18 protein-coding genes and 2 pseudogenes are annotated in these 17,987 nt (G+C 61.3%); 8 read left to right on the forward strand and 12 right to left on the reverse strand.

Annotated features, from left to right (window positions below):
• Positions 1-107: 107 nt before the first annotated feature.
• Positions 108-866: a TetR/AcrR family transcriptional regulator gene (locus LRS56_07985; protein ID WDU64403.1), complete on the forward strand. Its 759-nt coding sequence runs from the start codon at positions 108-110 to the stop codon at positions 864-866.
• Between the two features lie 167 nt (positions 867-1,033).
• Here the strand turns inward: LRS56_07985 and LRS56_07990 are convergent, their stop codons facing one another.
• Both LRS56_07990 and LRS56_07995 read right to left on the reverse strand, forming a co-directional pair.
• A complete protein-coding gene (locus tag LRS56_07990) occupies positions 1,034-2,095 on the reverse strand; it encodes an FUSC family protein (GenBank protein ID WDU64404.1) in 1,062 nt (353 codons plus the stop codon).
• 152 nt (positions 2,096-2,247) lie between these two features.
• Positions 2,248-3,864: an NADP-dependent glyceraldehyde-3-phosphate dehydrogenase gene (locus LRS56_07995; GenBank protein ID WDU64405.1), complete on the reverse strand. Its 1,617-nt coding sequence runs from the start codon at positions 3,862-3,864 to the stop codon at positions 2,248-2,250.
• Between the two features lie 138 nt (positions 3,865-4,002).
• On the opposite strand from LRS56_07995, the gene LRS56_08000 reads away from it, so the two are divergent.
• The 3 genes and pseudogenes from LRS56_08000 to LRS56_08010 all read left to right on the forward strand — a co-directional run bounded on the left by LRS56_08000 (position 4,003) and on the right by LRS56_08010 (position 7,602).
• Positions 4,003-4,866: a Dyp-type peroxidase gene (locus LRS56_08000; GenBank protein WDU64406.1), complete on the forward strand. Its 864-nt coding sequence runs from the start codon at positions 4,003-4,005 to the stop codon at positions 4,864-4,866.
• 177 nt (positions 4,867-5,043) lie between these two features.
• A pseudogene (locus LRS56_08005) lies at positions 5,044-6,412 on the forward strand (MFS transporter).
• A gap of 57 nt (positions 6,413-6,469) precedes the next feature.
• Positions 6,470-7,602, forward strand: a pseudogene (locus LRS56_08010) (MFS transporter).
• Position 7,603: 1 nt separating this feature from the next.
• On the opposite strand, the gene LRS56_08015 reads toward LRS56_08010, so the two are convergent.
• Positions 7,604-8,125 (reverse strand): DUF3087 family protein, encoded by a 522-nt coding sequence (locus tag LRS56_08015; GenBank protein ID WDU64407.1) that lies wholly within the window; start codon positions 8,123-8,125, stop codon positions 7,604-7,606.
• A 122-nt stretch (positions 8,126-8,247) separates the two neighbouring features.
• Here LRS56_08015 and LRS56_08020 point away from each other — a divergent pair, with 122 nt between their 5' ends.
• Complete coding sequence (locus tag LRS56_08020) at positions 8,248-8,427, forward strand: hypothetical protein (GenBank protein ID WDU64408.1); 180 nt, start codon at positions 8,248-8,250, stop codon at positions 8,425-8,427.
• Between the two features lie 12 nt (positions 8,428-8,439).
• Positions 8,440-8,637 (forward strand): DUF6021 family protein, encoded by a 198-nt coding sequence (locus tag LRS56_08025; protein WDU64409.1) that lies wholly within the window; start codon positions 8,440-8,442, stop codon positions 8,635-8,637.
• Positions 8,638-8,667: 30 nt separating this feature from the next.
• Here the strand turns inward: LRS56_08025 and LRS56_08030 are convergent, their stop codons facing one another.
• A complete protein-coding gene (locus LRS56_08030; GenBank protein ID WDU64410.1) occupies positions 8,668-8,904 on the reverse strand; it encodes a hypothetical protein in 237 nt (78 codons plus the stop codon).
• A 120-nt stretch (positions 8,905-9,024) separates the two neighbouring features.
• Here LRS56_08030 and LRS56_08035 point away from each other — a divergent pair, with 120 nt between their 5' ends.
• Together LRS56_08035 and LRS56_08040 are read left to right on the forward strand one after the other, a co-directional pair.
• Complete coding sequence (locus LRS56_08035; protein ID WDU64411.1) at positions 9,025-9,861, forward strand: arylamine N-acetyltransferase; 837 nt, start codon at positions 9,025-9,027, stop codon at positions 9,859-9,861.
• Positions 9,862-9,985: 124 nt separating this feature from the next.
• Positions 9,986-10,738, forward strand: coding sequence for an outer membrane beta-barrel protein (locus LRS56_08040; GenBank protein ID WDU64412.1), 753 nt, complete (start codon positions 9,986-9,988; stop codon positions 10,736-10,738).
• An 80-nt stretch (positions 10,739-10,818) separates the two neighbouring features.
• Here LRS56_08040 and LRS56_08045 read toward each other — a convergent pair whose 3' ends face one another.
• The 8 genes from LRS56_08045 to nuoI all read right to left on the reverse strand — a co-directional run bounded on the left by LRS56_08045 (position 10,819) and on the right by nuoI (position 17,983).
• Positions 10,819-11,133: a transcriptional regulator gene (locus tag LRS56_08045; protein ID WDU64413.1), complete on the reverse strand. Its 315-nt coding sequence runs from the start codon at positions 11,131-11,133 to the stop codon at positions 10,819-10,821.
• Positions 11,123-11,524, reverse strand: coding sequence for a toxin (locus tag LRS56_08050; protein ID WDU64414.1), 402 nt, complete (start codon positions 11,522-11,524; stop codon positions 11,123-11,125). The genes LRS56_08045 and LRS56_08050 overlap by 11 nt, the downstream gene beginning before the upstream one ends.
• Before the next feature lie 186 nt (positions 11,525-11,710).
• Complete coding sequence (nuoN, locus tag LRS56_08055) at positions 11,711-13,174, reverse strand: NADH-quinone oxidoreductase subunit NuoN (protein ID WDU64415.1); 1,464 nt, start codon at positions 13,172-13,174, stop codon at positions 11,711-11,713.
• A gap of 7 nt (positions 13,175-13,181) precedes the next feature.
• The gene (gene nuoM, locus LRS56_08060) at positions 13,182-14,714 is read right to left on the reverse strand and encodes an NADH-quinone oxidoreductase subunit M (GenBank protein ID WDU64416.1); all 1,533 of its coding nucleotides are present in this window, start codon (positions 14,712-14,714) and stop codon (positions 13,182-13,184) included.
• 46 nt (positions 14,715-14,760) lie between these two features.
• Positions 14,761-16,614 carry an NADH-quinone oxidoreductase subunit L gene (gene nuoL / locus LRS56_08065; GenBank protein WDU64417.1) on the reverse strand — a complete coding sequence of 618 codons (1,854 nt, stop codon included), beginning with the start codon at positions 16,612-16,614 and terminating at the stop codon, positions 14,761-14,763.
• The gene (nuoK, locus tag LRS56_08070; GenBank protein WDU64418.1) at positions 16,611-16,919 is read right to left on the reverse strand and encodes an NADH-quinone oxidoreductase subunit NuoK; all 309 of its coding nucleotides are present in this window, start codon (positions 16,917-16,919) and stop codon (positions 16,611-16,613) included. The genes nuoL and nuoK overlap by 4 nt, the downstream gene beginning before the upstream one ends.
• A gap of 2 nt (positions 16,920-16,921) precedes the next feature.
• Positions 16,922-17,425: an NADH-quinone oxidoreductase subunit J gene (gene nuoJ / locus LRS56_08075; protein ID WDU64419.1), complete on the reverse strand. Its 504-nt coding sequence runs from the start codon at positions 17,423-17,425 to the stop codon at positions 16,922-16,924.
• Between the two features lie 9 nt (positions 17,426-17,434).
• Positions 17,435-17,983 (reverse strand): NADH-quinone oxidoreductase subunit NuoI, encoded by a 549-nt coding sequence (gene nuoI / locus LRS56_08080; protein ID WDU64420.1) that lies wholly within the window; start codon positions 17,981-17,983, stop codon positions 17,435-17,437.
• Positions 17,984-17,987 lie beyond the last annotated feature (4 nt).

Here is a 17,987-nt window from a genome sequence, read left to right on the forward strand (position 1 = left end):
CAGGCTTTTGATCATATGGCGGTGTGTCACTACTTGCTTTCGGCGGGCGGCCCCGGTATAAAAAATAAAATTATTTTTTAAAACAATATTTCCCGTGTGGAACTTCTATGGTCGCGAAGAAACTCAGCGCTCCAAATGTAACCAAGACTCGATTGCTGGATGCGACAGAGGCTCTCTTCATCAAGTACGGTTATGACGCGGTTCTGCTGCGCCAGATTACCGAGCGTGCCCAGGTGAACCTGGCCGCCGTGAATTACCACTTCGGGGACAAGGACTCCCTGATGAAAACCCTGCTGATGCAGCGCCTGGAGCCGCTCAACGAGCAGCGCCTGGAGCTGCTGGCGCGTTGTGAAGCCGAGTCCGACGGGCCGCTCGATTGCGACACCTTGCTCGGCGTGCTGTTTGCGCCGGCCATGGGCCTGGAGCGCAGCGACCCGGCGAGCGCCAGCGGGGAAGGGCGCTCATTCATTCGTTTCCTGGGCCGGGTCTACAGCGATACCTCGCCGTTTATCCAGGAATACCTCAAGGTGCATTACCAGCCGGTGTTCCAACGCTTCTTCGAAGCTTTCGCCCTGGCCCTGCCGGATTTGCCGCGCAACGAGCTGGGTGTGCGCCTGCAATTTGCCCTCAAGGCGATTTCCGGGGTGATGGCCGGCACTGAGCTGCGCCTGCTGATGAATTCCATGAGCCTGGGGCGCCCGGCCACCGACGCCGAAGTCATGGCCAAGCTGATCACCCTGGTATCGGCGGCCATTCGTGTGCCGCAACAAAGCCCGGAAGCCGAAACTGCGCTGGCCAAAGTGCTGGACACCCAACGCGCCATTCGTGAACACGCTGCGGCGCCAGCCGCCAAAGCCTCGCGCTAGCTCAAATCGAGGGCAAAAAAAGCCCGCTGGGGCGGCGGGCTTGATGTGCAACGTTTGTAACGGATGAGGCTTTACCCTACGTCTTGGGATGTGAATAAAACGTGAAAAATATGTAAGAGAAAGTGTGAAAGTATTGACGGGGTTAAACCAGTCAAAGTGCCATCTCTCTAGATTTTCCAGCGCCCGGCGCTTTTGGCCAGGCGTTGACGCATCGCATCCACGTTTGCCGCCAGTTGCACGGTCAACAACCGATACCCATCCAGCGCGCTGTACACCGGGGCCTCCAGCGTAGGTTCGCCGCCGTTGATGTGGCTGGGGCGCTCCAGGCGTTCGGTTACCCCGGATTTCAACGCCCGCGCCATCCCCACCAGTTGCACCCGAATCTGCCGATGTTCGGCCTTCAATATCACCTGCATCCGCGCCATGGCTTGCTCATCCCGAGGGTCGGGCCGGGTATTGCCCAAAATCTCCAGGGTGCTGATGCACATCCGCAGGTGGCGCTGGATAGCGTCCAGCTCCGTCATGGAAATCCGCACTTCCTTGGACACCGACGGCATCAACGAGCGCAGTTGCAGCATCGCCGCGTTCAAGCGGTTGAGCAGTTTCAGGTGCTCATCGTCAGTCACCGACTGGCCATTGATGATCCGGCTGTAGATCGCGGCGCAATCACGCAAGGCGCTGGCCAGGTTGTAGCGCCACGAGTACACGGCATACAGCGGCAAGGCAAAGGAAAATGCCAGCGCCAGCACAATGCCGATGAGGATATCGACGGTGCGCCACAAGCCATCCGAGATAGGGTTGTCGCCGTGGCCGGCGACGATAAACACCGTGATCGCCGACAGCAGCGCGATATAACCGCCCTTGCCGATGGCATGGTAGGAAAAGAACCCGCACACCACCGACATCAGCAGATAGGTCAGCAGCGGCTGGCCGAAGTAGGCTTGCTGCACCACCAGCAACAAGCCGACGCTGGCGCCGATCAAAGTGCCATAGGCACGCTCCACGGCTTTTTTGCCGATATTGCCGTGGTGCTGCAAACCGCCGATCACGATCAGCATGGTCACCGACGCCCACTCACCGTGGGGCAGGTTGATGCCGGTGGTGAGCAGGATCGTCGCCAGCAGGCCGATGGACACGCGTACGGCGTGGATCAGCTTGGCATGGCGATAGCGGCGGTACGGGTCGAGCAGGGGGCGCAACAGGCGCCGGGCAAACATGGGCAGATTCATCGGTATTGAAGGGGTCTCGATAGTCAGGGTGGACTCAATCTAAAGTGTGGGAGCGGGCTTGCTCGCGAATGCGGTGGATCAGTCAAATGTGTATCGACTGACACGCCGTATTCGCGAGCAAGCCCGCTCCCACATTTTTCAGCGGCGCGGCTTTAGAAAATGTAGTCAGTGGTCAAAAAGCTTGAGTCGCGGTTGCGCAGGATATCGCTGACCAGCGCCTTGTTGCTTTCCTGGAACTTGGTGGCCACCAGGGTGCGGATCGAAAACACGCGCAACGCGTCATGTACCGACAACGTGCCCTCGGCCGAGTTCTTGCGCCCGTTGAAGGGGAAGGTGTCCGGCCCGCGTTGGCATTGGGCGTTGATATTGATACGGCCGACCTGGTTGGCGAACACGTCCACCAGGCGCCCGACTTCCACGGCGTTGGTGCCGAACAGGCTCAGCTGCTGGCCGAAATCGGAGTCCAGCACGTACTCGATCACGCTGTCCAGGTCACGGTAAGGCACGATCGGCACCACCGGGCCGAACTGTTCCTCGTAGTACACGCGCATCTGCGGGTTCACCGGGTACAGCACCGCCGGGTAGAAGAACGAGCCACGGCTGGTGCCGCCATTGGGGTTTACCACCTGGGCGCCGTGTTCGGCGGCGTCGGCCACCAGGGCGTTGAGATAGTCCACTTTGCCGACTTCCGGCAAGGGCGTCAGCGCCACCCCGTCCTCCCACGGCATGCCGGGTTTCAAGGTGGCCAGCTTGGTGTTGAATTTCTCGATAAAGCTCGCGACCACATCCTCATGCACAAACAGGATTTTCAACGCGGTGCACCGCTGGCCGTTGAACGACAGCGAGCCGGTGAGCGCCTCGCTGACCGCGTTGTCCAGGTCGACCTCGGGCAATACGATGCCGGGGTTTTTCGCGTCCAGGCCCAGCGCGGCACGCAAGCGGTGCGGCTTGGGGTGGAGCTTTTTCAGGTCACTGGCGGCCTTGTTGGTGCCGATAAACGCAAAGATGTCGATCTTGCCGCTGGCCATCAGCGCACTGACGGTTTCGCGGCCGCTGCCGTAGATCACGTTGATCACCCCGGCCGGGAAGCTGTCGCGAAACGCTTCCAGCAACGGGCGGATCAACAGCACGCCGAGCTTGGCCGGCTTGAACACCACGGTGTTGCCCATGATCAACGCCGGGATCAGCGTGGTGAAGGTCTCGTTCAGCGGGTAATTGTAAGGCCCCATGCACAGCGCCACGCCCAGTGGTACGCGGCGGATTTGCCCGAGGGTGTCCTGTTCCAGCTCGAAGCGGCTGCTGCGGCGGTCGAGTTCCTTGAGGGCATTGATCGTGTCGGTGATGTAGTCGCAGGTACGGTCGAACTCTTTCTGCGAGTCCTTGAGGTTCTTGCCGATCTCCCACATCAGCAGCTTGACCACCGCATCGCGCTGTTCGCGCATACGCCGCAAAAACGCCTCCACATGCTGGATACGATCGGCCACGCGCATTGTCGGCCATGCACCCTGGCCACGGTCATAGGCGCGCACGGCGGCATCCAGGGCGGTGAGGGCGGTGTTGGCGTCCAGCAACGGCGTGCTGCCGATATGCACGCGTTCATCGCCCAGTTGCACCGGGCTGAGCACTTGGGCCAGCGGGCCGTTCCACACCTGCAACTGGCCGTCCACCAGGTAATCACGCTGTTCAATGGGCGCCCCGAGGCGATATTGCTCGGGAATATCGGCGGCGGTGGCGGGAAACAGCTGGGCGAGCAGGTTACTGGTGGTCATGTTGCTACCCCTGGAATAGTTGCAAAACATGACTAGAGAGTCACCCAACAACGGGCTCTATGGCAAGGCTTGCGCGCTTTCTTGTACGCAGCGCGGTGTGCGCCGGGTAAACTGCGCGCCTTTCTTGAAGGAGTTCACATGAGTCAGTACCAGCCGGGCATTCTTGCCGCACCGGTGCCTTTGCAGGCACGCCATCTGTTTTTTGCCGTGGATACCCTGGCAGCCGTGCCCGCTGCGCTGGATGCGCTGGTGCAGTTGACCGATTCGGCGGCAGTGGTCGGGTTTGGCGAGCCGCTGGTCAATGCGCTCGGTGCAACGATTGCAGGCTTGCGCAGCTTCCCGGCCGTCAGCGGCCCGGGTGCGCACAACCCCTCCACCCAGCAGGCGCTCTGGGTGTGGTTGCACGGGGTGGATCGCGGTGAGCTGCTGCTGCGCAGCCGTGCACTGGAAAAGGCCCTGGCCCCGGCGTTTCGCCTGGTGCAGGCGACTGAGGGTTTCCGCTACAAGACCGGCTTCGACCTCACCGACTACGAAGACGGCACCGAAAACCCCCACGATGACGCCGCCGTTGAAGCCGCCCTGACCGACAGCGGCGCCAGCTTCGCCGCGATCCAGCAATGGCAGCACGACCTCGACGGCTTTGCCGCCTTGCCTGCCCAGGAACGCGACCACATCATCGGCCGCCGCCACGGCGACAATGAAGAATTGGACGACGCCCCCGAATCCGCCCACACCAAACGCACCGCCCAGGAAAGCTTCACCCCCGAAGCCTTCGTGGTGCGCCGCTCCATGCCGTGGGCCGAGAACGGCCAGGCGGGGTTGATGTTCCTTGCGTTCGGCCACTCCTTCGATGCGTTCGAAGCTCAACTACGCCGCATGAGCGGGTTGGAAGACGGGATCGTCGATGGGTTGTATCGCATCAGCACGCCCCTCACCGGCGGCTATTACTGGTGCCCGCCGGTCACCGATGGGCATTTGGACCTGAGTGCACTGGTCGGCTGATCACCCCTGCCTGCTTTATGCGCTGTAACCGCCGCATGACCCAGCCGGGCATGCGGCGCTTTTTAGTGCTGTGTATCCCACTGGCGAACATGAAAACTTTGACAGCCGCACAATCCCCCGCTGAAAGATTCCGCATCTGCCCGTAATCTAGACACCTTTGCCACCTGCGGAGTGTTCATGTCTTCTGTTGCCGATGGGCTGCCCCTCAATAAACGCCTGCCGGCCGTGATTGCGATCTCTCTGGGGATCGGTATGGCGACCCTCGACACGGCGATCGTCAACACTGCGCTGCCGACCCTGGCCGAAGGGATCGGCACCGATTCCGCCTCGGTGATCTGGGTGGTCAACGCTTATCAGCTGGCGATTATCGCGACGGTGCTGCCGTTCGCGTCGCTCAGCGATGTGCTGGGGCACCGCCGGGTGTACCTCGGTGGCTTGCTGGTGTTTATCCTGTCGTCGCTGTTTTGCGGGCTGGCCGGTTCGTTGGTCACCCTGACTGCCGCGCGGGTGGTGCAAGGGTTGGGGGCGGCGGCGATCATGAGCGTAAATACGGCGCTGCTAAGGCATATCTACCCCTCGAAAATGCTCGGTCGCGGCCTGGGCTATAACTCGTTGGTGGTGGGGCTGGCATTTACCCTGGGGCCGACCGCTGCATCGGCGATTCTGTCGGTGGCGACCTGGCACTGGCTGTACCTGATCAACGTGCCGCTGGGGCTGCTGGCCCTGGCGCTGGGCCTGCGTTCATTGCCGACCTTGCCGATGACCGGGCATGCCTTCGACCGTCTGGCGGCGGTGCTGTGTGCCGGGCTGTTCGCCTTGCTGGTGCTGGGCCTGGGCACGGCAGTGCATGGGGCCCAGGGCGCACTGACCCTGGGCTTGATCGCGGTGGCGCTGGTGTGTGGCGCCTTGCTGCTGCGACGCCAGGCCGGGCACCCGGCGCCGATGTTGGCGCTGGATCTGTTCAAGCGGCCGGTGTTTGCCTTGTCATCGCTTACCGCGATCTGCGCGTTCAGTGCCCAGGGCCTGGCCTTTGTGTCGCTGCCTTTTCTGTTGCAGGCGGTGCTGGGGCATAGCCAGGTGGAAACCGGCTTTCTGATGACCCCGTGGCCGGCCGTGGTGGCGGTAATGGCCTTGGTGGCGGGGCGCCTGGCGGACCGGGTGTCCCTCGGCGCATTGTGCGGCCTCGGCCTGCTGATGCTCAGCGTGGGCATGGCCGCGCTGGCCAGCCTGGGCAGCGGGGCGTCGGCTTTCGATATCGGCTGGCGCATGGCGCTGTGTGGGGCCGGTTTCGGTTTCTTCCAGTCGCCCAACCTCAAGGCGCTGATGACCAGTGCGCCGCTGGCGCGCAGCGGTGGAGCCAGCGGCATCGTGGCGATTTCACGGTTGCTGGGGCAGACGTTGGGGGGCGTCGTTGGTGGCACTGTGTTTTCACCTGTTCGTGGGCAGCGGCCCGCAATACGCGCTTTGGCTGGGCTGCGTGTTTGCGCTGGTGGGCGCCGTAGCCAGTGGGCTGCGCTTGCTGCCTTATGGGAAAAAGCCGTTGTAAAACCTGCGGGGGGAAGGCTACCTTGGCCGCCTGAATATTTCGGGATGTTTCAGATTTATGTCCAGCCTGGCCCTCCGCACTGCAGATACCCATTCCCGCCGCGCTGCGCTGACCCTGGCTTTATGCCTGCCCAGTGATGTGTTGCTCTACCTGCTGCTGCCCATGGAGTCCCAGGCGTTTGGTATCACCCTGGCCCAGGCCGGGGTGTTGCTGGCCGCCAACCGTCTGGTACGGATTTTCGGCTACCGGCATGTGTTGAATTTCTATGCACGCAATGGCGATCGGCTGACCTGCATGATCGCCGCCGGTGCCGCGACGCTGTGTGCGCTGGGCAATTCGATGCTGTCGGGCTTCGCTGCGCTGCTCGGGCTGCGGCTGGTGTGGGGCCTGTGTTTTGCTGCGTTGAACCTGTCGACCCAAGTGCTGGCGACCTCGGAGCCGGCCGGCGCCGCACGCCGGGCCGGGCGCTCGCGGGCCTTGATTGCCTTGGGGCCGATGCTCGCGTTGCCGCTGGGGGCTGGCTGACGTTATGGGCCGGGCCGCGCCCGATCTTTTTGATTCTGGCCGGGTGCTGCCTGGTGGGCCTCTGGATGGCGCGCGGGTTGCCCACGGCGGCGCATGATTTGCACAGTACGCCAGGGCGGCGTTTCAAGTGGCCTGACAGTGTGGCGCTGTGGTCATTTATCGAAGGCGTGGCGCTGGACGGGCTGTTTATTTTTGGCCTGTCGATCCAGGCGCAGAAGCTGCTGGGCGGCGATGCGGTGCTGATCGCGGGGGGCTTGATGGCGCTGCGGTATGTCTCAGAAATGCTCCTGAGCCCGCTGGGCGGCCGGGCGGCGCAGCGTTTTGGCGCCACGTCGATGTTACTGCTGTTTTCGTTCCTGAGTGCCCTGGCGCTGACGGCGTTCGGCAGCTATTGGGTGATTGTCGGCGCAGCGTCGGTGCTGGTGTTGCGAGCGCTGCAATTGCCGCTGGTGACCACCCTGGTGGCCGAGCGCAACCCGGGGTCCATGCGCGTGTCGGCCCTGGCCTCGAATGCGGTATGGCGTGATATCGGCGCCGGCCTCGGGCCTTTGCTGGCGGGCCTGCTGCTGCCCATTGCCGCGGCGCCCTGGGTGTTTGGCGTGGCGGGCGCCGCGATTGCGGTGAGCGCGGTGTTCTGCTGGCGCGCAACACCGACTGTGGCCTGACTCACGCGCCTTTCAACGCCTCCAGCCAGGCGGGATCGAAGCGGGTTTGCTCGGTGTCGATCCCCAGCGCCTGCATCTTCGCCTTGTGCAGTTCTATTTCACCGAGCAACTGCGCCTGGCTGCTGGAGTTGGCGTCCAGTTCATGCATCTGCGTCAGCCCCAGGTGGTAAAAGCGCAGCACCTTGATTGCCGTCGGGTCATTGGCCTGCACCCGCTCGGTGACGGTATGCATCACGTTGGTCACGCTCATCAGGCTGCGCTTGAGCTGCCAGCCATACACTGCGGGCGCGAGCCACGGCTGGCTCCAGAATGGGCCGCGCACCAGCGCAAGGGTGATCAGCACCCCGGCGAATACCCCGCCGACATTGAAGCGCAGATTGTCGCCGCCAGGCTCGCCGAACAGCATCACCGCCAGGCTCGACAGCAACATCGCCAGGGCCAGGAACACCACGGCCACGATCAGCGTGCTGCGGCGGGTCTGTTGGCGGTAGGTGGCGGGGTCGCAGGGTTTTAGCTCGAACATCCAGGTCATTCCTCGACAAAGAGCGGGCATCTTCTCACGCCTGGGCAAATCAAGTTGAACGATGCTTCGCGGCGTTTTCTCTAACTCCAGGTAGGCCACCAACCCCCGTGAGGTGAACCATCATGCCCGAATACAAGCAGCCACCACCCGGTACACCCGACCCCGATCGCACCCCCGGTGAAGAGGAGCGCGACAACGATGCGTTGCGCCCCAATGACCCGAAAGAGCGTGACGACAACGATGACGTCGAGCGTGTCGAAGAAGACCTGGAAAGCCTCCACGACAAGGCTCGCCCGCTGTAACAGGAGACCGCGATGAACAAGCACCCAGATGGCCCGCGCTCCAACGAGCAGGCCGGCAACAAGGATGAGTTGGGTTTCGACCCGGACTCCCCGGATGTGTCCGACCCGCAGGTCGACCCCATCGGTGCAGCTATCGCGCCGTTGGACGAGAAGAAAGACCAGGCGAAAAAAAAGCCGCCCTACGATCCGTTGGGCGACTTGAAGCCGTAAACGAGCCCCGCCTTTGAGCGGGGCTTTTGTTTATTTGGGTGGTAGCCAAGTGACGTCGGTGATACCGAACTTCTCCGCCCAGGGCCGGGTGGTTTTTTTCACCTGCTCGTGGCCGACGCGGCCGATACGGCTGACATGCGCAATGTCGGCATCAACGGCCGCCCAGTGCCAGGCCTCGGCGTTGTTCATCACTTCAGCGCGCACCACAAAGGACTTCGGTTGACCGTGCAGCTGATACTGGATGGTGTAGATTTTTGCGGTACTCATGTTGCCTCCCTGTCTTGTTATAGATGGATAGGGAAGCGTTCAAAAAGGTTCACTGAAAATGACAATCTGCATGTTTGGGCGCCATAGTGACAGCTTCGCCCCCTGCCAAAGGATTGCGCCATGCCCCGCCTGACCCACTGCCAGCTGTACCTGCAGCGCCTGGGCTACACCACGCCGCCACCGCCGACCCTGCAAACCTTGCAGGCTCTGCAACTGCGCCACGTCTGCAGCTTCGCCTTTGAAAGCCTGTCGACCTTGCTGCACCTGCCGGTGCCCATCGATCTGCCCAGCGTCGAGCAAAAAGTGCTGCTCGATGGGCGCGGCGGCTATTGCTATGAGTTGAACCAGCTGTTCCTGGCGCTGTTGCAGGAACTCGGTTTCGACGCACGCGGCATTACCGGCCGGGTGGTAATGGGCGGGCCGGCGGATGCCCACACGGCGCGCACCCATCGCTTGAGTCTGGTGACATTGGACGGCGTGCGCTACATCAGCGATGTGGGCTTTGGCGGGATGGTGCCCAGCAGCCCGTTGCAACTGGACACCGAAGCTGTGCAGGCCACCGCGCATGAACCGTATCGGTTGAGCGTCGACGGGCAGGGCAGCTACACCCTGTGGGCCGAGGTCGGTGCCGAGTGGCGTGGGTTGTACGTATTCGATTTGCAGGTACAGGCGGACATCGACTACGAAATCGGCAACTGGTACGTCTCGACGCACCCGCAATCGCCGTTCGTGGGCCAGTTGAAAGTCGCAAGGCTGGCAGCGGGTAAACGCCACACCTTGAACAACGCCCACTATGCGGTTCACTACTTGGACAAGCCCAGTGATAAACGCGTGATCGAGAGCGCCGATGAGCTGATGAATCTGCTCATCGACACCTTCGGCATTTGCCTTCCGGAAGATGAGCGACTGCATGCAACACTTGATGGCCTTGTAACGGCACCTCGTCAAGAGTATTGATCTAGAGCCCTCGCTGAACCGTTTTACCTCCAAATCAGTGCAAATTATTTCGAACCTTTTTCGCCGGATGGGGTTCGAAGCGGTTCCTGAATAATTTGCTCACCAGACAAGGAGATGTAAAACGATGTCCAAGCTATTCGGAAAATTCCTCAAGCACACCTCGGTACTGGCGCTGGTCGCCGCGCCTGCCGTGGTGTTTGCTGCAACGTCCACCGACCCGATTTCCACGTTCGGGATCCAGGGCAGCTATAACGACTTCAAACTCGAAGGCGGTAGCGAGAGCGACAAGGAGCACATGCCCGAAGCAGGCCTGTTCTACAACTTCGGCAACAAGCTGACGGCTGAATCCGGCTTTATCTATCAGGCTGGCGTCGAAGCCAAATTCGGCAAGAAAAGCGATAACAAACTCAAGGAAGGCCAGGCTGACCTCGACCTCGGCTGGCGTGCCGCGCTGGATGCGCGCAACTTTGTCGATGTGATTGTCGGCGGTGGCTACAGCTGGACCCGCTACGAGCCGGACACCAATGATTACGACGTCAAGCTCACCAATAAATCGCCTTTTGCCAAGGCGGCCCTGGGCTACAACCACCAGTTCGACGACATGACCCTGCGCGTCGAGGCCGGTGCCCGTCGCACCATCGATGGCCGCGCCAAGCTCAAGGTGGACGATGTGGGCAGCGACACCGTGGACCTCAAGGACCGTACCAACCCGTACGCCGAAGTCAGCCTGCTGATGAATCAGAAGGGCGACCTGCCGGTGATGGCGGGCCTGTATTACACCCGTACCGAGTACAAGCTCGACGAAGACTCGGAGGTGGCCGACAACACCCGACTCAAGCGTGATGAGTACGGCGTCAAGGTCGGTATCGCGTTCTAACATTGCGCGACAGGCGGGCATGCCGCTGTGACAAAAAAACGCCCCGAGTGAACCGGGGCGTTTTTTTGCGTGTGGTTTTGTCAGCTCAGGGCCGCCAGTTGCGTGACGGTTTCCGGAAAACGCGCTACCAGGCGGATCAAGGTCACGGCCTGGGCGTTGGGCTTGGCCCGGCCTTGCTCCCAGTTTTCCAGGGTGCGGACATTGGTGCGCAGGTACATGGCAAACACTGCCCGCGACAGGTTGAGCTGCTGACGCACGGCGATCACTTCTTCGGCGGTCAGCGGAGCCAGGCTGTTAAGGTGGACCTTGTGGGTCCGCAGGGTGACTTTGCCCTGGCGCTCGTCGGCCAGCGCGTCGAAGCCTTCGACCAGTTCGGAAAAGATTTCACGTTTCATGATGTGCTCTCGCTTTGATTTCCCTGTCCAGCATGTGTTTTAGGGCTTTTTTGTGGTGGGGTGCCAGGTCGTCCTGTTCGTGTTTGCCGTACAGGGTGAACAACCAGAACTGCGTGCCACCTGACCACCAGTAGTAAATGACCCGCAGGCCACCGCGTTTGCCTTTGTTGCGTCGCTCATCAACAAAGCGAACCTTGCGTAGGCCGCCGGTTCCCTCGATCACGTCTCCTGCTTCCGGGTTTTTCATCAACTCCTGTTGAAAACCGTGGAAAAGCTCGTCACTCAGATAGTCCTTGCGATGCCGCTCGAAGGCTGGCAATTCGATAAATAGAGCATCCGTGTTCTGTACGTAGCCTGCGTATAGTGTGGTGGCCCACGCGCCTTGGGTCAAGTGACCAGGCTGTGGGAACTTTCCTAAAACACGCACACCATACGGCTGCCTCCAGCGGGTAGATGCCGGATAGGGAGGTAGATGAGGAAGGAAATTTCCGCGAGTAGGGGAGGGCAAAAATAGCGTCCCTCAGAAACGCAAAACGGCGCCCGAAGGCGCCGTTCTGTTTACCACATGACTAAGCGATCAAACGCCCAGCACCGCGTGCTGCACCAGGGTGAGCAACGGTTGTGGGTACACGCCCAGGAAAAACGCAAGCAGGGCGATGGCCAGCAGCATCACGCCGCCGGCTTTTTGTTCCCAGTGCAGTTCAGCATCCACACGGCGCAGGTTCGGCTCGATCAGGTACAGGGTGACCATCACGCGCAGGTAGTAGAACACGCCGATGGCGCTGCCCAGTACCAGCGAGGCAACCAGCCACCATTCGTGGGCTTCAACACCGGTAGCGACGATGTAGAACTTGCCGATAAAGCCCGCAGTCAGCGGGATACCAGCCAGGGACAGCATCATCACGGTGAGTACCGCGGTCAGGTACGGACGGCGCCAGAACAGGCCGCGATACTCGTACAGCGCGTCGGCATCACGCCCTTTGAACGGCGAGGACATCAGCGTGATCACGCCGAATGCACCCAGGCTGGTGATCACGTAGGTGACCAGGTATACGCCCATGGCTTCCACGGCCAGACCCTTGCTCGCCACCAGGGCGATCAGCAGGTAGCCGAAGTGCGCGATGGAGGAGTAACCCAGCAGACGCTTGAGGTTGTTCTGGGTCAGGGCCAGCAGGTTACCGAACAGGATCGACGCAATCGCGATAATGGTCAGCACGTTGCTCAGCACGCCGGTGTTGGCGGCGGGGGAGATCTGGAACAGACGCACCATCACCGCAAACACGGCAACCTTCGACGCCGTGGCCAGGAACGCGGCCACCGGCGCCGGGGCGCCTTCGTACACGTCCGGGGTCCACAGGTGGAATGGCACCAGGGAGAGCTTGAACGCCAGGCCGATCAGCATCATCGCCAGGCCCAGTTGGGCGATTGGCGCAGGGCTGTTAGTGGTTGCCAGGGCGTGGCCGATACCGGTGAAGCTCAGGCTGCCGGCTTCTGCGTAGAGCAGGGCCATACCGAACAACAGGAACGCGGAACCGGCGGCCGACAGCACCATGTACTTGATGCCGGCTTCCAGCGAGCGCTTGTTGAAGAAGGCGTAAGCCACCAGGCCGTAGGTCGGGATCGACAGCAGTTCCAGGCCGATGAACAAACCGGCCAGGTGCTGCGCGCTGACCAGCACGATACCGCCGGCCGCAGCCAGCAGGATCAGCAGGTACAGCTCTTCACGGTTGCCCGGGTAGCCGGTGCCGCCTTCGCCGAGGTAGGCGTGGGCAAGTGTCACACAGGCTAGGGTCGCGACCAGGATCAACGCGATATACAGCAGCGCGAAGTCATCGACCATCATCAGCGGGGTCACGGCCAGTGGCGCGACCTTGAGTGCCGGGATAATCGACAGCAGGGCCAGGTTCAAACCGGCACAGGACAGCAGGAACGTTTGCGAGTGATTGCGGCGCCAGGCGATTGCCAGCATCACCACCACAATGGTGAGGCTGGTGATCAGCAGCGGCGCAAGCGCGATAAAGTGTTGGATCGTGAATTCCATAGCGCTCTTACCGGGCCGAAGCGAGTTGAGAGAAGGCGGTGCCGAACCACTGCTGCACGCCATGCATCGTTGCGGCAGAAGTGTCCAGGAACGGTTGCGGGTACACGCCGATGTAGATCAGCAGGACCGCAAGGCCGAGCACCATGATCAGTTCGCGAGCATCCATCCCTTGCAGGACGGTGTCGGACTTGGCCGGGCCAAAGTAGGCGCGGTGGATCATGATCAGCGAGTAGACCGAACCGAACACCAGGCCGGAGGTAGCAATGGCGCTGATCCACGGGGTTTGCACGAAGGCACCCATCAGGATCAGGAACTCGCCGATAAAGTTACCGGTGCCCGGCAAGCCCAGGGACGCAGCCGCGAAGAACAGGCTGATCGCCGGCAGGTACGCAATGCGCGACCACACGCCACCCATTTCACGCATGTCACGGGTGTGCAGGCGCTCGTACAGCTGGCCACTGAGGATAAACAGCGCAGCGGCCGACACACCGTGAGCCAACATCTGGATCACTGCGCCTTGCAGCGCCAGCTGGCTGCCGGAGTAGATGCCGATCAGTACGAAACCCATGTGGGAAACGGACGAGAAGGCAATCAGACGCTTGATGTCGGTTTGTGCGAAGGCCAGGAATGCACCGTAGAAAATCCCGATCAGACCCAGGGTCATGGCAATCGGCGCGAACTCGGCCGAGGCATTCGGGAACAGCGGCAGGGCAAAACGCAGCAGGCCGTAGGCCGCAGTCTTCAACAGGATACCGGCCAGGTCCACGGAGCCTGCGGTCGGCGCCTGGGCGTGAGCGTCAGGCAGCCAGGAGTGGAACGGCACCACCGGCAGCTTCACCGCAAACGCGATGAAGAAGCCCAGCATCAGGATGTACTCGGTGGTCAGCGACATCTTGGTTTTCAACAGGTCGGCGTAGTTGAACGTAATCACGCCGGTGTTGTTGAAGTTGACCAGTACCAGACCCAGGATCGCCACCAACATGATCAGGCCGGAAGCCTGGGTGAAGATGAAGAACTTGGTCGCCGCGTAGATCCGGGTTTTCTTGCCGTCCGAAGAACTGTGACCCCAGAGCGCGATGAGGAAGTACATCGGCACCAGCATCATTTCCCAGAAGAAGAAGAACATGAACAGGTCCAGCGCCAGGAACACGCCGACCACGCCGCCCAAAATCCACATCAGGTTCAGGTGGAAGAAGCCCACGTGACGCTGAATCTCTTTCCAGGAGCAGAGTACCGAGAGGATACCCAGCAGGCCGGTCAGCAGGATCATCAACAGCGACAGGCCGTCGAGGGCCAGGTGCACGTTGATGCCGAAGCGCTGGATCCACACGTGCTTGAATTCAAGCGCGAAGGTGGGATCGACACCCGGTGCCGGAGCAAATGAATAGTCGCCATGGGCCCACAGCCAGAGGCCGAGCGCGAGTTCCAGGGACATGGTCAGCAACGCAATCCAGCGGGGGAGGGTGGCGCCGAAGCGTTCACCCATCCAGCAGAGCAGGCCGCCGATAAAGGGGATCAGGATTAGCCAGGGCAGAATCATGACGGGCTCGTTTCCTTTCGCAAGTTCGCAAAGTACATAGACATAGTCAGACCGCTACCACCACGATGGCGCCGATCACCAGCACGGCACCGGCCGCCATGGAAGCTGCATACCAGCGCAGTTGGCCAGTCTCGCTGCGGCTCAGGGCGGTGTGACCGGCCTTGGCGGCACGCGGGATCAAACCGATGGTCTGGTCGAGCGGGTCTTTGCGCAATACATGGCTGATGGCTAGGTAAGGCTTGACGAACAGTTTGTCGTAGATCCAGTCGAAGCCCCAGGCAGCGAACCACCAGGCCGACAGGAAGCGGCCGATGCCGCTGTTGGCGACGGCTGTGACGAAGCGACGCTTGCCGAGGAACAGCAGGGCCGCCAGCAGGATACCGGCCAGGGCGATGGCGCCCGAGGCGATTTCCAGGCTGTGCTTGGCGGCGCCACCGGCATGCCCGGCGCTTTCCGGCAGTACACCGGCCAGTGGCGGGGTGATCATGGCGCCGATGAAAGTCGACAGGATGATCAGCACCGACAGTGGCAGCCAGTGGGAGATGCCGTGGCCTGCGTGCGCTTCGGTCTTGGCTTCACCGTGGAAGGTGATGAAGATCAGGCGGAAGGTGTACAGCGAGGTCATGAAGGCACCCACCAGGCCTGCATACAGCAGGTTCTGGTTACCGCTGGCAAAGGCTTCCCAGAGGATTTCGTCTTTGGAGTAGAAACCTGCGGTCACCAACGGCAGGGCGGCCAGGGCGGCACCACCGACGATGAAGCTGGCGTAGGCCAGTGGCAGTTTCTTCCACAGGCCGCCCATCTTGAAGATGTTCTGCTCGTGGTGGCAGGCAACGATTACCGCACCGGAGGCAAGGAACAGCAGGGCCTTGAAGAAGGCGTGGGTCATCAGGTGGAAGATCGCCGCGTCCCAGGCGCCGACGCCCAGGGCCAGGAACATGTAGCCGATCTGGCTCATGGTCGAGTAGGCGAGGATCCGCTTGATGTCGGTTTGCACCAGCGCGGCGAAGCCGGCCAGCACCAGGGTCACGCCACCGACGATGCCGACAAGATGCAGGATGTCCGGCGCCAGAGTGAACAGGCCGTGGGTACGGGCGATCAGGTAGACACCGGCGGTCACCATGGTTGCGGCGTGGATCAATGCCGAAACCGGGGTAGGGCCGGCCATCGCATCCGCCAGCCAGGTTTGCAGCGGCAGTTGCGCGGATTTACCCACGGCGCCGCCCAGCAGCATCAGGGTCGCCAGGGTGATCCAGAAGTCACCGACCTGGAATTTCTGCGGTGCCAGCACCAGCAGTTCCTGGATATTCAGCGTGCCCACCTGTTGGAACAGGATGAACAGGCCGATGGCCATGAACACGTCGCCGATCCGGGTAACGATAAACGCCTTGAGTGCCGCGTTACCGTTGTTGCGGTTGCTGTAGTAGAAACCAATCAACAGGTACGAGCACAGGCCCACGCCTTCCCAGCCGAAGTACAGGAACAACAGGTTATCGCCGAGCACCAGGAACAGCATGCTGGCGATAAACAGGTTGGTGTACGAGAAGAAGCGCGAGTAACCGGCTTCACCGCGCATGTACCAGGACGCGAACAGGTGGATCAGGAAGCCAACACCCACCACCACGCCGAGCATGGTGATCGACAGGCCGTCGACGTAGAGGGCGAAGTTGGGCTTGAAGCCTTCCACCGACATCCACTGCCACAGCACCAGGGTGTAGTGACCGCCTTCCGGCGGCGCCACGTTGAATTGCCAGATGACGTAGGCAGCGACGATGGCCGACAGGCCAATCGAACCCACACCGATCAGGGCAGACAGGTTTTCCGACCAGCGTCCACGAGAGAACGACAGCAGCAGGAAACCGATCAGGGGAAATACGAAAGTCAGAAAGATCATGTTCATCCGCGCATCTCACTGGCAGCGTCGATATCAAGCGTGTGGAAGCGACGATACAGTTGCAGCAGGATCGCCAGGCCAATACTGGCCTCGGCGGCTGCCAGGCTGATCACCAGGATGAACATGACTTGTCCATCCGGCTGGCCCCAACGTGCGCCCGCAACGATGAATGCGAGTGCTGCGGCGTTCATCATGATTTCCAGGCTCATCAACACGAACAGAATGTTACGGCGAACCATCAGGCCGACCAGGCCAAGGCAGAACAGGATGCCGGCGACCGCCAGACCATGCTCCAAAGGGATAGCAGGCATCGTCATTGCTCCTTGGCTTCGTTGCGGCCCAAGTGGAAGGCAGTGATGGCTGCAGCGAGCAGCAGCATCGACGCCAGTTCGACCACCAGCAGGTACGGGCCGAACAGGCTGATGCCCACGGCTTTCGCGTCTACGGTGGTGTGGCCGATGGCCTGGCCGCTCTGGTGAGCGAACAGCACATACAGCAGTTCACCCAGCAGCAGGGCTGCGAGGACGACCGGGCCGAGCCAGATGCCGGGCTTGAGCCAGACGCGCTCCTGGGCGACCGAAGCCGGCCCGAGGTTGAGCATCATCACCACAAACACGAACAGCACCATGATGGCGCCGGCGTAGGCGATCACTTCCAGCACACCGGCGAACGGTGCGCCGAGGCTGAAGAAGGTCATGGCCACGGCGATCAGCGAAATGATCAGGTAGAGCAGGGCGTGCACAGGGTTGGTGTTGGTGATCACGCGAAGCGTGGACACAACCGCGATACCCGATGCGAAATAGAAAGCGAATTCCATCTTTCTTCCTTAAGGCAGCAAGCTCTTCACGTTGATCGGCTCGGCTTCGTTTTGTGCGGCGCCTTTCGGCTTACCGGCAACGGCCATACCTGCAACACGATAGAAGTTGTAATCAGGGTTTTTACCGGGACCAGAGATCAGCAGATCTTCTTTCTCGTACACCAGGTCCTGACGTTTGAACTCGGCCATCTCGAAATCCGGTGTCAGCTGGATCGCGGTGGTCGGGCAAGCTTCCTCGCAGAGGCCGCAGAAAATGCAGCGCGAGAAGTTGATACGGAAGAAGTCCGGGTACCAGCGACCGTCTTCGGTTTCAGCTTTCTGCAGGGAGATGCAACCCACCGGGCACGCCACGGCGCACAGGTTGCAGGCTACGCAACGCTCTTCGCCATCGGGGTCACGGGTGAGTACGATACGGCCGCGATAGCGCGGCGGCAGGTACACCGCTTCTTCCGGGTATTGCAGGGTGTCGCGTTTGCGAAAGCCGTGACCGAACACCATCACCAGGCTTCGCAACTGGGTACCGGTACCCTTAACGATGTCGCCAATATATTTGAACATGGGT

Origin of the sequence: Pseudomonas poae (assembly GCA_028869255.1) — a bacterium.
Classification (GTDB): Bacteria; Pseudomonadota; Gammaproteobacteria; order Pseudomonadales; family Pseudomonadaceae; genus Aquipseudomonas; species Aquipseudomonas poae_C.

Bases quoted from the DNA above. Each gene is read 5' to 3' on its own strand.
- LRS56_07985 (WDU64403.1), top strand. From the start codon at position 108: ATGGTCGCGAAGAAACTCAGCGCTCCAAATGTAACCAAGACTCGATTG.
- LRS56_07990 (WDU64404.1), bottom strand. From the start codon at position 2,095: ATGAATCTGCCCATGTTTGCCCGGCGCCTGTTGCGCCCCCTGCTCGAC.
- LRS56_07995 (WDU64405.1), bottom strand. From the start codon at position 3,864: ATGACCACCAGTAACCTGCTCGCCCAGCTGTTTCCCGCCACCGCCGCC.
- LRS56_08000 (WDU64406.1), top strand. From the start codon at position 4,003: ATGAGTCAGTACCAGCCGGGCATTCTTGCCGCACCGGTGCCTTTGCAG.
- LRS56_08015 (WDU64407.1), bottom strand. From the start codon at position 8,125: ATGTTCGAGCTAAAACCCTGCGACCCCGCCACCTACCGCCAACAGACC.
- LRS56_08020 (WDU64408.1), top strand. From the start codon at position 8,248: ATGCCCGAATACAAGCAGCCACCACCCGGTACACCCGACCCCGATCGC.
- LRS56_08025 (WDU64409.1), top strand. From the start codon at position 8,440: ATGAACAAGCACCCAGATGGCCCGCGCTCCAACGAGCAGGCCGGCAAC.
- LRS56_08030 (WDU64410.1), bottom strand. From the start codon at position 8,904: ATGAGTACCGCAAAAATCTACACCATCCAGTATCAGCTGCACGGTCAA.
- LRS56_08035 (WDU64411.1), top strand. From the start codon at position 9,025: ATGCCCCGCCTGACCCACTGCCAGCTGTACCTGCAGCGCCTGGGCTAC.
- LRS56_08040 (WDU64412.1), top strand. From the start codon at position 9,986: ATGTCCAAGCTATTCGGAAAATTCCTCAAGCACACCTCGGTACTGGCG.
- LRS56_08045 (WDU64413.1), bottom strand. From the start codon at position 11,133: ATGAAACGTGAAATCTTTTCCGAACTGGTCGAAGGCTTCGACGCGCTG.
- nuoN (WDU64415.1), bottom strand. From the start codon at position 13,174: ATGGAATTCACGATCCAACACTTTATCGCGCTTGCGCCGCTGCTGATC.
- nuoM (WDU64416.1), bottom strand. From the start codon at position 14,714: ATGATTCTGCCCTGGCTAATCCTGATCCCCTTTATCGGCGGCCTGCTC.
- nuoL (WDU64417.1), bottom strand. From the start codon at position 16,614: ATGAACATGATCTTTCTGACTTTCGTATTTCCCCTGATCGGTTTCCTG.
- nuoK (WDU64418.1), bottom strand. From the start codon at position 16,919: ATGCCTGCTATCCCTTTGGAGCATGGTCTGGCGGTCGCCGGCATCCTG.
- nuoJ (WDU64419.1), bottom strand. From the start codon at position 17,425: ATGGAATTCGCTTTCTATTTCGCATCGGGTATCGCGGTTGTGTCCACG.
- nuoI (WDU64420.1), bottom strand. From the start codon at position 17,983: ATGTTCAAATATATTGGCGACATCGTTAAGGGTACCGGTACCCAGTTG.